We start from the raw sequence: 12,671 nt of genomic DNA on the forward strand, positions 1-12,671 counted from the left end.
TACTGACATCATACAAAAATCACATTAACTCAATGAACCAGTCATCGCCATGCTGCCTCATATTCTTAAGCAGGGGGCGCTTTTCATCATCTGACAATGAGGGATGCTCTCTTACCGCAAAAAAAATGGCGCGCCTCACGAATTCAGGGACATTACCAAAAACATGAATTGCAAGCCGACGAATTCGCGCTCGGTCTAGGCAAGGATACCCCAGAGACACCACTTCACGAAAAAAGAGCATGCAGTCCAATTGAAGGTGATTGTCCACAATTTGGCGCACATAGCGCGTTTCTCTGAATGCATCATGCGCGGCAAGACGTAAAACCGGCACCTGAAGAGGGTAGGCACAATGCTCCCAAGCCATCTCATCAAATAGGACGCGCCTGATTTCATCACACTCTTCTGCTGAAAATTTGGCAGCTTCCTTTACAAGGGCGTCAGCTATGTAAAAGATGGCAGTCAGCCTGCGATCCAGTAATAACTTAAGAATCTCAACATCATGATCGACGTAAACAAAAAATTTTACTGCCAACTTAAGCTTTGACTCAAACTCATGTTCTTGACAAATATTTATTTCACTTAATATCGCCCCCTTTCCTATCTTCTTAATATTTTTTAGAGCATCTTTTCCTGGTTCTTTATAAAATTTTGATATTGATCCTTTCCCGCTAACCTGAGCCAGCCTCTGCACTTCGATCTTTTTTTCGAGGTCTATTGCCTCATGCTCACCACCCTGAAAAAGATTGGCAATCTCCGCCACTTCTTCCGGATTAACTATCTTCGAAATAGACGTCTTCCGACTGTTGAGCGACAAACCCTCTTCAGCCAGCAGAGTTGTCAATAACTCGACTGCCTTTAGTGCCTCGAAGCGCGTCTCTGTAAAGATACGAAAATCATCTACGTATCGAATAAAGACAATGTTCGAATCATTCAATTTTCGATCGACCTGGAGAAGTGTTGCCTCGGACAATATTCTACTTGCATCCGAGCCAACAGGAATACCAAAGCTCCGTCGATCACCTGCCCAAAACAGAAGCACTTCCCTTATCAATGCGACATATTTTGGCTCTATTCCAATATTGAGAAGATGGTTTTCAAGGGTGTGATTGCCAATTCGATCGAAGAAATTTGCGATATCGGTTATGATTTTCCATTTACCAATTCGCTCAGAAGAAAGTTCCGAAGACCGTCTTCTAAAACTGTCATAACCAAAATTGGCGTCAAAAATTTCCTCCGCAAGATCTGATTTTCTATGTGAATGTATCACATTGTCTTGTTTGCTAATTCTTTTACTCTCTATATTATCGAAAGTAAGCAATGATAGAGCCAAATACTTTACTGCATCAAAAGGATCGAGCCACGCCACCTCTCTAAAGGTACTCTCGTCTTTAGCGACCAATCCGCGGCGAGCAGAACCTATACGAGCATCTTGAAGGTTCGCGGACTTAAGAAATTTAAGCGTTTGATTATAAGCCTCTTTTCGGAAACTGTCTTCGTTTTCTCCTAGAATGCTGCTCTCGATTGAGCGTGAAAATATCGGTGGTCGAAAAACATCGTCTGTACCCTTATTGAGAATTCTAGCGATAGCCATGTCTATCGCAGATTTCACCTTTTCGAATTCGGCTTTGTCCAATTTCGCCTCCGCCTATTCTCAATTCTTACAATGCCACACAGACAGTAATTATCTTGAACTTTAAATCTAACTCAAATGACTACAATCACTAGATCAACAAATATCCACGCTTTCCTACACCCGTCCCCTTATGCCAGCGCTCATGGCATGAATACACGCAACCCCCGCAAAATCGCCCGCCAGGGCACGTCCTATATGACGACCCGCTCCGGTGAGGCACTCGATCCCGCTGATCCGCTACTGGATTTCGCGCCGGTTCCGCATGCGGCTCCGCGCCGCAATTCGATCACGGCGGAGCGGCAGCGGGCCTTTATTGCGCATCTGGCGGCCACGGGCATTGTCACCTCTGCCGCCAAACATATCGGCGCGAGTATGGAGGCGCTGTACAAGCTGCGGAAGCGCCCCGGCGCGCAGGAGTTTGATGCGGCGTGGGATGCGGCGGTGGACCGGGGGGTGGCGCGGCTGGAGGATACCGCTCTGGCCCGTGCAATCGAGGGGGAGGAGCGGCTGGTGGTCTCTGCGGGCAAGGTGGTGGGCAGCGAGCGGCGGCATAATGAGGCGCTGGTGATGTTCCTGCTGCGCAATCGCCGGGCGGATCGCTATGGCGCGGATATTCGCCCCGGCCACCCGCTGTATGAACGCATCCGCGCAGAGGTTCTGGCCGCATCCCAGCTGGAGCGGGCGCACGATGAGCGCAGTGTGCTCGAAAGCCTCAACGCCAAGCTCGACCTGTTTCGCCAGCGCGAGGAGGCGGTGCAGGTGTTGCTGGAGGACCAGCGCGCGGCCAGGCAGCCGCCGGGGACGTGACAAACTGTTACAAACAAAGTCAACGAGAGGTATGGCTTCCGGGAGAAAACTCCCATAAACTCCCCTGCAAACACCCTTGGGAGAGGAACCTTACCATGACCCGCAACGGTCTTACTTCACGTATCGCCATCGCCGCCGCCGCTCTGGCCGTGGCATTTACCGCACCTGCCGCCATGGCCCAGTCGCGCCCGGCGGACCTCACCGTCCTGCCTCCGGTGCCGACCGACTACACGCCGGAAAAGACCAGCTGGGGTGACTATAATTTCACTGGCACCTGGCCGATTGAAAAGCTCAACGAAGGCCGCATCCTGTTCCAGCGCCCTGCCCAGTATGGCAACCGCTTCTGGGTAACGGATGAGGAATTCGAGCGGCGGCTGGCAGCAGCGCGCGGCAATGACGGCAATTTCACCCAGGCCAATGAAAACGGCATCGGTGCCGGTGGTACGCAGGGCCTGGCCGAATGGTTCGAAGGCGCCGATTTCGGCAAGCGCACCTCCATGCTGGTCAGCCCGGCAGACGGCCAGCTGCCCGCCCTGACGCCGCATGGCATGGAACTGTTCCGCGAAGGCCGTTCCGGCTGGGTGCCCGGTCAGGCGTATGACTGGGTGGACGATTTTGACAGCTGGGACCGCTGCGTGTCGCGCGGCTTCCCCGCCTCCATGTATCCGTTCCGCTACAACAACGGCATCCGCGTGTTCCAGTCTCCGGGATACATCACCATCGTGCTGGAAATGCTCGGTACGCGGGTGATCAAGATCTATGACAGCAAGGAAGAGGCGCAGGCCGCCGGCTGGGACGATGCAGTGGAAGCCTGGATGGGCAATTCACGCGCCTGGTGGGAAGGCAAGACGCTGGTGATCGAGACGACCAATATCGTTTCCGGCGATGCGGCGACCGACGATGTGTCCAAGCGCTCTGCCAGCCCGCTCAACATGGCCACGCAGTTCACCGGCACGCTGGATGTTCCCGCCTTCAACACCGTGCCCATGAGCACGCAGGCGATGACGGTGGAGCGGCTGACCATGACCGGCCCCAACGCCATCGTGCACGAGCTGACCTATTCCGACCCTGAGGTCTATACCCAGCCCTGGACCACCCGCATCGAGTGGTCGCGTGACGAGGAATATGAATTCTTCGAATATGCCTGCCATGAAGGCAATTACATGCCGCGCGACTATATCAGCGCCAGCCGCGCACAGCAGGCGCGCATTGCCGCGGGCGAGGAAGAGGCGGTGACCGCCGAGAATGATGACCGCGCACGCTTTGCCCAGCCGTTCGACTGGGATCCGGGCGTAGGCCCCCGCCCCGGCTTCGGTGGCGGCTGATAAGCTGGGTCATGCAGGCCGGATCTGATCCGGTAGCCTGAACATCAAAAAGAGGCCCCGATCCACTGCGGATCGGGGCCCTTTTTCATGGCTTTTTCATCGCTTGCCGGATCTGAGCGACCTTGCGCCCTTCACCAGGCCCGGTCATGCCGAGGTCCGGGATCAGAGGCTGCGCAATCAGTCTGCCGGTGCAGGCCTGAATGTCGGCGGGCCGCCATCATAGTTCTCGTCGCCTTCAAAACCGTCATCGACAGGTTGCAGGCCTTCGACCACCTCGATCTCGAACGCACCGCCCGAACCGATGGAGCTGGCGTGCAGGCGCAGCCGTTCCAGCCAGCCCGGCTCATCCGCCAGCGGGCCAAGATCGATCGCGATGCGCGAATTGAGGCCTTCTCCGCCATCGTCGTCGCTCATCAGGCTGGCAAAGCCGATCGGCGTCTCCAGCCCCAGTTCGAGGTAGGCATCGACATTGCTGCCAAAGTCATCCTCCGCAAACAGCGGCGTGGTCATGTTGAAGGTCACCTCTCCGCTGCCCGAGCGGATGGCGGCGATGGCTTCCTCGGTCAGCTGGTAGGTGATCTGCGAGGGATCGATCGAACCGTTCTCATACCCCTCTCCCAGCGTACCGGACAGGCGCTCGCCCAGCCCGATCGCCTGCTGCGGCGATTGCAGGACGGGGAAACTCGCCGCGGCAACGCGCAAGGTGTATTCGCCAGACGTGCCTTCGAATGGTTCGGCCTTGATCGTATAGGTGCCGCTTTCGGGCAGGACGAAACGCAGCAGCGCGTTCAGCCCTTCCCCGCCATCGTCATTGCTGGCCAGCGGCTCGCCATCGGCCGTGCTGCCCTGAAAGATCGACAGCGTGGGATCGATCAGCTCATCATTGGCGATCATCGCCACTTCCAGCAGCTGGCCTTCCTCACCGTGGATGGTGAACAGGTGGCTGGTCCCTTCGGACAGCGTGTCCCGCGTGGTGGAATCGAAGCTCACCGCGCGGGTGGGCGCGGGGCGATAGGCGGAGGGGCGCAATTGCAGCTCAAACCTGCCGGTGGTCTCCTCTCCGGAGAAGAAGGCATAGGAACTGACCATGATTTCAATCTGCTGGCCTTCCTGCGAGAAGATGCGCGCGCGTGAGGCCAGGCCTTCGCCGCCATCGTCATCTTCGGCCAGCACTTCGCCGCTGGCGACATCGGTGACGGTCAGCATCGGATCAAGGTCCGACCCTGCTGCCGGGATCACATCGATCAGCAGCGATGTCATGGGCGCGATGGTATAGCGGTATCGCACAGGGGTGGTGCCCACCTCATCGGTAAAGATGCGCACTTCGCTGGCTGCGTCATCCAGATTGCGAACATCTTGTGCCGATGCACAAACGGGCGCGAGGATAGCCGCCGCGCCGGCCAGAAGTGCAGCCTTGCCAATCCTGAAAACCATGTAATTCCCCCTTCAGATCATTGCCCGCGCGGGCAATCACCCACAGGCACCATATTGTGCCTAGCAGGTCAAAGATTAATCGGGCCTAGAGGCTCCATTCATCTTCCAGCAGGCCCCATAGCCACGTGTCGCACCAGCCCAGATGCGTCTTCATCGCATCGCGCAGATGCGCCTCGCGGGTGAAGCCCAGCCCCTCCAGCAAACGGTTGGAGGGAATATTGCGCGGGTCGACATCGCCAAAGATGCGGTGGACGCCGTCAACCCGGAACAGATGGGTGATCAGCGCGGTCAGGCATTCACGGGCAATGCCCTGCCGTTCATGCCCCGGCACGATCATGTAGCCGATTTCCGATATTTCCCGTCCCGCCTCGCTGGCTATCACGCGCAGCACCGGATCGCCGCCGGCATGGGGCACCGCCACCCATGTGCGCCCGCCCCAGCCGCGATCGAACAACCAGCTGCGCAAATCGTTGACATTGTCGAACGGACCGCGGCTCCAGTACCGCATCAGATCGGGATCGCTGTAGGACTTGAACAGCACGTGCTCATCGCCCGGCTGCAATGGCCGCATGGTGAAGCGGGTGGTGGTGAGGGTCGGCACGGTTTCCATTGTGGAGAGCGATAAACGCTCACGCAGCGACCGCAAGGCCGAACGGTCGCCCGCAGCGGGGGCAGCCTGCCTGCCCGTCCAGTCACAGGATGGACGCGCGGATGCGCGGGCGAACACCTATTGAGTCAGATGCTCGACGAGCGCCTTGACCTTCTTCTGCCGCCATTGCGGGCGCGGGGCGATCAGCCAGTATGCGCGGCGGCAATCTTCTTCTTCGGCCAGCTTGATGAGGCGGCCATTCTCCAGCGCCTCCGCCACCAGGGGGAAAGGCATGATCGTGCGGCCAAGGCCCGCCAGTGCGGAGGACAGCGCCTGTCCGGCATTGCCCACCTGCAACAATGCATCGGTGCCTTCGGGCGCGGGGAAAGCGGGCCAGCTGATCCAGCCATCGGCGGCACCTGAAGCGATGGCACCGGGCGCGGCCACAGTCACGCGGCGTCCGGGGGCCAGTTGCACGCCTTCCAGCTCTCCCGGTCCCTCCACCAGCCGAATGGCGACATCGAGGTTGGCCTCGGTAAAGTCGGCATCCTCATCGGCGATCAGCTGATATCGCACTTCGGGGTTGTTCTGGCGGAAACTGGCAAGCCGCGTGGCCAGCCACTGGGAATAGAATTCGCGCGGCACGGCGATAGTATAGTTGGAACTGGACTGGCCAGACTGCATCGCCTGCACGCTTTCCTCAAAGCGCAGGAAGCCTTCGCGCAAGGGATCAAGCCCGCTGACCGCTTCATCGGTCAGTTCCAGCCCCTTTGACGTGCGCCGAAACAGCACCACGCCCAGCACATCTTCCAGCGCGCGGATCTGCTGGCCCACGGCGGCAGGCGTCACCGCCAGCTCATCCGCTGCACGGGTGAAACTCAGGTGCCGCGCGGCGGCATCGAATACGCGCAAGGCGTTGAGGGGCAGATGGGTGCGCTTCATGGGAAGCCGCGCTGTAATGCGGCGGACCTGCGGGGGCAAGCGCAACAGAGCTTGACCGATTGCACCTGAAACTACAGGAAGCAGCCAACCGTCCTTTCCTGCCGGAGCATATCATGAAGCGCCTGCTTGCTGCCTTCTCCCTTTGCATACTTGCCCTTGCCGGCCTTGCTGCCAATCCGGCGCAGGCACAGAGCTTGCTGGAAGGGCGCTTTGCGGATGATGTTCCGACGCTGGAACAGGTGGTGGGCCACGCCACCGGCACGCGCATCAGCTCTCCCGAAGAGGCGCTGAGCTATTTGCGGGCGCTGGAACAGGCTGCACCGGACCGGTTCCGTCTGGTCCAGTATGCCACCAGCTGGGAAGGTCGCCCGCTGGTTTATGCGGTGGTCACATCAGCCGCCAACATGGCCCGCATCGATGCGGTACGCGCCGATCTGTCGCAGCTGGCCAATGGCACCTCCCCGCAGGCGCTGTCGAATATCCTGCCGGTAACGTGGCTGTCCTATGGCGTGCACGGGGACGAGATTTCCTCCACCGATGCCGCGCTGGTGCTGGCCTATCACCTGCTGGCCGCACAGGGTGATGAGATGGTCGATACCATCATGGGCAATTCGGTGGTGATCATCGATCCCAGCCAGAACCCCGACGGGCGCGGCCGCTTCGTCAACAAGTACCGCGAGCAGCTGGGCATTCAGCCCTTCGCCGATCGCTATACGGCGGGCCATGACCAGCCCTGGCCGGGCGGCCGTTTCAACCACTACCTGTTCGACCTCAACCGTGACTGGTTTGCGCTGACCCAGCCCGAAACGCGCGGCAAGATCACCGCCGTGCGCGAATGGCAGCCGGTGGTGCTGGTGGATGCGCATGAGATGGGCGGCGATTCGTCCTATTTCTTCCCGCCATCCGCCGATCCCTTCAATCCCAATGTCACGCAGGGCCAGCGCGCCAAGCAGGTGCTGCTGGGCCGCAATGTGGCCGCTGCAATGGATGGGCTGGGACAGACCTATTACACGCGCGAGGTCTTTGACCTGTTCTATCCAGGCTATGGTGACACATGGCCCACGCTGAACGGTTCGATCGCCATGACTTACGAGCAATCCAGCGCGCGCGGGCAGGTGTGGGAACGCACGGACGGGTCCATGCTGACCTATGCCGACGGGGTGCGCAATCACTTCATCACCACGCTGGCAACGGCGGAAACGGTGGCGCGCAATGCCGACATGTTCCTGAACGATTATGCCGACTATCGCCGCAGCGCGATCGGCGGCGCGGCGGGCACGGGCCACTATGTGATCGATCTGGCGCAGCGACGGTGGAACGGTGAACAGCTCGCCCGGCGGCTGGCGTTTCAGGGAATTGCCGTGCGCCGCATCGAAGGCCCGGCCAGCGCCTGCGGGGTCAATTATCCGCGCGGCTATCTGGCGGTTGATCGCCGGCAGGGCGCGGCGCGGCTGATCCGCAGCCTGCTCGATGCCAATACCGATTTGCCGGCGGACTTCGTTTCCGAACAGGAATCGCGCCGCAACCGCGATCTGGAGCATGAGCTGTATGACACCACGGCGTGGAGCGTGGGCATGATGTCCGGTCTCGACGTCGCGCTGTGCAACACCGTGGCGGGCGGGACCGCCATCACCGCAGAGGACCCGCTGCCATCGATGGCGGCGGACGCGGGCGCCTTCGGGCTGGCCGTGCCGTGGACCGACAGCGGCCAGGTCAGGCTGGTGGCGCAAGCGCTGGCTGCCGGGCTGGAGGGCCGCTCCACCGATGCCGCATTCACCATTGGCGCGCGCGAATTCCCGCGCGGCACGGTGGTGTTCTCCCGCGCCGACAACCCGGACACCATCGGCGATCTGACCTCGCTCGCCCGCCAGATCGGCGCGGAAGTGGTGGCGCTGGACAATGGCTGGGTGGATGACGGGCCAAACCTTGGCTCGGACCATTTCGTGCGCCTCGCCATGCCCAAGGTGGCGATGGTGTGGGATGACGGCGTCAACCCGACATCGGCCGGCTCTGCGCGCTATACGCTGGAGCAGCGGCTGGGCATTCCCGTCGCCCCGATCCGCTCCGGCACCCTGCCCGTGGCCGATCTGGCGCGCTATGACGTGCTGATCGTGCCGGAAACAGAAGGCAGCCTGGATGAAGCCGCACGCGGCGCAATCGCCACCTATGCCCGCGAAGGCGGCGTGGTGGTGGTGCTGGGCAATGCCATGCTCGGCTTCACCGGCAGCGAGAATGCGCTGTTCGCCACCGCGCGCGAAACCGTGCTGGGCGGAGAGCCTTCCAAGGAGGAGGAAAACCCCGCAACGATGGTGGCGGGTGAAGCCATCGCAGACGAGGCCGCCTATCGCGCGGCCATAGCCGACAACGCCCGCCGGCCCGATACGCTGCCCGGCGCGCTGCTCCACACCGCCATCGATTCCGACAATTTCCTGTCCGCCGGATATGACGATGCCGCGCCGGTGGTATTTGCATCGGGCGATCTGGTGTTTGCCCCGCTCAACCGCGACGATGGCATGAATGTGGTGCGCTTTGCTGCCGCCGATAGCCTGCTGGCGAGCGGTTATGTGTGGGACGAAAACCGCCGCCAGATGGCCTTCAAGCCGTTCCTGATGGCGCAGGGTGCGGGCAGCGGGCTGGCCATCGGCTTCACCCATGATCCCACCGTGCGCGGATATCTGGACGGGCTGGACCTGCTGCTGGCCAATGCGGTGATTGTGGCGCCCGCGCGGGTACGCTGAGCCAGTTTGACCGGACCTGAGCTGAGTTGGGCTGAGTTGGGCGGAGTCAGGCTAAGCCTGGCTTGGCCTGACCCAGGTCAGATCGTCTCTGCCGGAGCGGACAGCGGGAAGAAGGGGATCGCCACTTCGAACAGGGTGCCGTCGCTTTGCGCAAAGGTGAAATGGCCTTCCATCGCGCCGTAATTGGTGGTGAGTTCGCAGCCGGACACGTAATCATGCGTCTGGCCGGGAGCCAGAATCGGCGTTTCGCCAACCACACCCTCACCATCGACCACATTCACCATTCCGCGCGAATCGGTGATGCGCCAGTGGCGTGTGCGCAGCTGCACCGTGTCTTCCCGGTTGTTCTCCAGCCGGATATGGTAGACCCAGAACCACCGCCCGGCCTCCACGCGCGATTGCTCGGGCATGAAGTTTACCGACACGCGCACCGTCACGCCGGCCGTGATGGCGACATGCTGGAACAGCAGGTTCATGGCGTCTTTGATCTTCATGAGTCGGGAGCGTAACGGGTTTGACGCCCGCGGCAAGGGGCCAGCACTCAATTCGTCGCAGCCGATTGCGAAAGTCCTGCCCTGATCATCGCCAGCGGTGCCTTGAGCGACCAGCTGATCCCGCTGCTGGCATAGTCAATGCCCGCCTCCCCGCCAAAGAACCGCCGTGGCACCTCGGCAATCAGCGTGCTGCCAAAGCCGGTCTGCTCGGGAGCGGTAACCTGCGGGCCGCCGGATTCGGTCCAGTGCATGGAGAAAAGCCCGCCCTCTTCGTCCACTTCCCAGCCGATCGACACCTGCCCGCCACCCGCCGACAAGGCGCCATATTTGAGCGAGTTGGTGGCCAGTTCATGCAGTGCCATGCCGATGATCTCCGCCGCGCGGGGGTTGAGCGGAAATTCCGATCCGCTGATGGTGATCTCACCGGGAGCATCCATCACGAATGCCAGTTGCAGGCGCGCCAGCTCTTCCACCGGAACTTCCCGCCATTCGCGCCGCACCAATATGTCCTGATTCACCGCCAGACTGCGTATCCGGTCCTGAAAGCGGGCGATGAAGCCGTCATTATCCTTCACGCTGCGGCGGATCAGCGCCTGGATTGTGGACAGCATGTTCTTGGAACGGTGGTTCACTTCCATCAGCAACAGGCGGATCTGCTCTGCCTGTTCGCGCTGCTCGGTAATGTCCGTATTGGTGCCGAACCACCAGATGATATTGCCGTGTTCTTCCCTGATCGGCTTGGCGCGGCTGAGGAACCAGCGATACTCGCCTTCCTTCGATCGCAGCGGGAAGGTATCCTCCCACTCCTCACCGCTTTCGAAGCAGGATTTGATATGCTCGCGCACGCGGTCCACGTGATCGGGGTGATGCACCTTGGTCCAGCCCCAGCCGCGCATATCCTCAAGCGTGGTGCCGGTGTAATCGTACCAGCGCTTGTTGTACCAGATGATGTTGCCACTGGGCTCGGCGATCCAGGCAAAAGGGGCGATATTGTCCGCCAGCATGTGGAAGCGCGCCTCGCTCTGACGCAACCGCCGCTCGCGCTCCAGAACCTGCGTTGCATCTCGGGCGATCTTGCTCGCCCCGACAACATTGCCGTCCTTGTCATGCACAGGCGAGACGGTGACCGAAACATCGATCAGCCTGCCCGACTTGTGCCGACGCTTGGTGAAGAACTGGCCCACGCGTTCGCCTGCGCGGATGCGGGTGAGGATATTCACTTCCTCGTCCAGCCTGTCATCCGGCAGCAATTGCACGATCGACTGGCCGACCATCTCTGCTTCGGAATAGCCGAACAGGCGCACCGCAGCAGGGTTCCATGACAACACCGTGCCATTGACGTCCTTGGCCACGATCGCGTCATCGGTCGATTCGACCAGTGCCGCGTAGAAATCCGAAATTTCAGCCACGTGCCATGCGTCCCAGCCCGTATGTTATTTTCCAGCGATCACAGATATATGAGGCTGTGACGCAAGGGAATTCAAATTGTTGACGGTGGGTTACAGCCCGGCCTTGCCCAGTGCCTGATCCAGATCCTCGATCACGTCGAGGGGGTCTTCCAGCCCGACATTGATGCGCAGCATGCCTTCGAACACGCCCATCGCATCGCGGCCCTCCTCGCCCATGTTGGCGTGGGTGGTGCTGGCGGGGTGGCACATCAGCGATTTGGAATCGCCGATATTGTTGGAGATATCGACCAGTTCCAGCGCATCCAGAATGGCGTGCGCCTGCGCCCTGCCATCGACCACGAAGCTGAAGATCGGGCCGAAATTGTCCATCTGCCTGGTCGCCAGATCGTGCTGCGGATGGCTGGGCAGGCCGGGGTGGAGCATGGTCGGCACGCGGCCTTCGATGGCGCGGGCCACTTGCAGCGCGTTCTCGCTCTGCCGTTGGGCCCGCAGGTCGAGCGTTTCCAGACCCTTCATCACCACCCATGCGTTGAAGGGTGAGCAATTGGGGCCGGTGTTGCGCTGGAACGGCAGCAGCACGTCATTGATCCACTGCGCGCTTCCGCACACGGCCCCGGCCAGCACGCGCCCCTGCCCGTCCATCAGCTTGGTGGCGGAATAGGCGACGACATCGGCGCCAAATTCCATCGGTCGCTGCAAGGCGGCGGTGGCAAAGGCATTATCCACCACGCTGGTGATGCCATGCGCGCGGGCCAGACCGCAGATGAACGCCAGATCGGCAATATCCATCGTCGGATTGGCCGGAGTCTCAAAGAAGAACACCTTGGTATTCGGCCTGATCGCGGCTTCCCATGCGGAATTGTCGCGCGCATCCACAATGGTGGTCTCGATCCCGAATTTGGGCAGCAGAGTGTCCACCAGCCAGCGGCACGAACCAAAGGCGGCGCGCCCGGCGACAACGTGGTCGCCTGCGGAAAGCTGGCACAGCAGGGCTGTGGTCATGGCGGCCATGCCGGTGGCCTGCATGCGGCATGCCTCGGCCCCTTCCAGCGAAGCGATACGCTCCTCGCACATCGCCACGGTGGGGTTCTGCAGGCGCGAATAGGTCATGCCCTCGGCCTCACCCGCAAAGCGCGCGGCTACCGTGGCGGCATCGTCATAGGTATAGCCGCTGGTGAGGAACAGCGCCTCGCTCGTCTCGCCCTGTTCGCTGCGCCATGTGCCCGCACGCACGGCGCGCGTGGCCGGGCGCCAGTTGGAAGTGATGGAGCGATCTGTGCCGGTGGTCTTTTTCATGGGT

10 protein-coding genes are annotated in these 12,671 nt (G+C 60.7%); 3 read left to right on the plus strand and 7 right to left on the minus strand.

Going from position 1 to position 12,671, the window contains the following annotated elements; all coding sequences use genetic code 11:
- Positions 1 to 19: 19 nt before the first annotated feature.
- Positions 20 to 1,633, minus strand: a complete 1,614-nt coding sequence (locus GRI32_RS03660; RefSeq protein ID WP_160589781.1) for an RNA-directed DNA polymerase — start codon at positions 1,631 to 1,633, stop codon at positions 20 to 22.
- Positions 1,634 to 1,780: 147 nt separating this feature from the next.
- Between GRI32_RS03660 and GRI32_RS03665 the strand changes: the two genes are divergently transcribed.
- Together GRI32_RS03665 and GRI32_RS03670 are read left to right on the plus strand one after the other, a co-directional pair.
- Entirely contained in the window at positions 1,781 to 2,440 is a 660-nt protein-coding gene (locus tag GRI32_RS03665; protein WP_237437364.1) for a hypothetical protein, read from the plus strand.
- A gap of 95 nt (positions 2,441 to 2,535) precedes the next feature.
- A complete protein-coding gene (locus tag GRI32_RS03670; RefSeq protein WP_160589782.1) occupies positions 2,536 to 3,765 on the plus strand; it encodes a hypothetical protein in 1,230 nt (409 codons plus the stop codon).
- Between the two features lie 177 nt (positions 3,766 to 3,942).
- On the opposite strand, the gene GRI32_RS03675 is transcribed toward GRI32_RS03670, so the two are convergent.
- From GRI32_RS03675 to GRI32_RS03685, 3 genes are all read right to left on the minus strand, one after another.
- Positions 3,943 to 5,199 carry a hypothetical protein gene (locus GRI32_RS03675; RefSeq protein ID WP_160589783.1) on the minus strand — a complete coding sequence of 419 codons (1,257 nt, stop codon included), beginning with the start codon at positions 5,197 to 5,199 and terminating at the stop codon, positions 3,943 to 3,945.
- A gap of 85 nt (positions 5,200 to 5,284) precedes the next feature.
- A complete protein-coding gene (locus tag GRI32_RS03680; protein WP_160589784.1) occupies positions 5,285 to 5,809 on the minus strand; it encodes a GNAT family N-acetyltransferase in 525 nt (174 codons plus the stop codon).
- A gap of 117 nt (positions 5,810 to 5,926) precedes the next feature.
- A complete protein-coding gene (locus GRI32_RS03685) occupies positions 5,927 to 6,730 on the minus strand; it encodes a LysR family transcriptional regulator (protein ID WP_160589785.1) in 804 nt (267 codons plus the stop codon).
- A gap of 113 nt (positions 6,731 to 6,843) precedes the next feature.
- On the opposite strand from GRI32_RS03685, the gene GRI32_RS03690 reads away from it, so the two are divergent.
- Positions 6,844 to 9,468 carry a M14 family metallopeptidase gene (locus tag GRI32_RS03690; protein ID WP_160589786.1) on the plus strand — a complete coding sequence of 875 codons (2,625 nt, stop codon included), beginning with the start codon at positions 6,844 to 6,846 and terminating at the stop codon, positions 9,466 to 9,468.
- Positions 9,469 to 9,545: 77 nt separating this feature from the next.
- Here GRI32_RS03690 and apaG read toward each other — a convergent pair whose 3' ends face one another.
- The 3 genes from apaG to GRI32_RS03705 all read right to left on the minus strand — a co-directional run bounded on the left by apaG (position 9,546) and on the right by GRI32_RS03705 (position 12,667).
- The gene (apaG, locus tag GRI32_RS03695) at positions 9,546 to 9,944 is read right to left on the minus strand and encodes a Co2+/Mg2+ efflux protein ApaG (RefSeq protein WP_160590231.1); all 399 of its coding nucleotides are present in this window, start codon (positions 9,942 to 9,944) and stop codon (positions 9,546 to 9,548) included.
- 65 nt (positions 9,945 to 10,009) lie between these two features.
- The gene (locus GRI32_RS10890) at positions 10,010 to 11,371 is read right to left on the minus strand and encodes a PAS domain S-box protein (protein WP_337190146.1); all 1,362 of its coding nucleotides are present in this window, start codon (positions 11,369 to 11,371) and stop codon (positions 10,010 to 10,012) included.
- A 90-nt stretch (positions 11,372 to 11,461) separates the two neighbouring features.
- Positions 11,462 to 12,667 carry a trans-sulfuration enzyme family protein gene (locus GRI32_RS03705; protein WP_160589787.1) on the minus strand — a complete coding sequence of 402 codons (1,206 nt, stop codon included), beginning with the start codon at positions 12,665 to 12,667 and terminating at the stop codon, positions 11,462 to 11,464.
- Positions 12,668 to 12,671 lie beyond the last annotated feature (4 nt).

The organism is Alteraurantiacibacter aestuarii (genome assembly GCF_009827405.1).
Taxonomy (GTDB): Bacteria; Pseudomonadota; Alphaproteobacteria; order Sphingomonadales; family Sphingomonadaceae; genus Alteraurantiacibacter; species Alteraurantiacibacter aestuarii.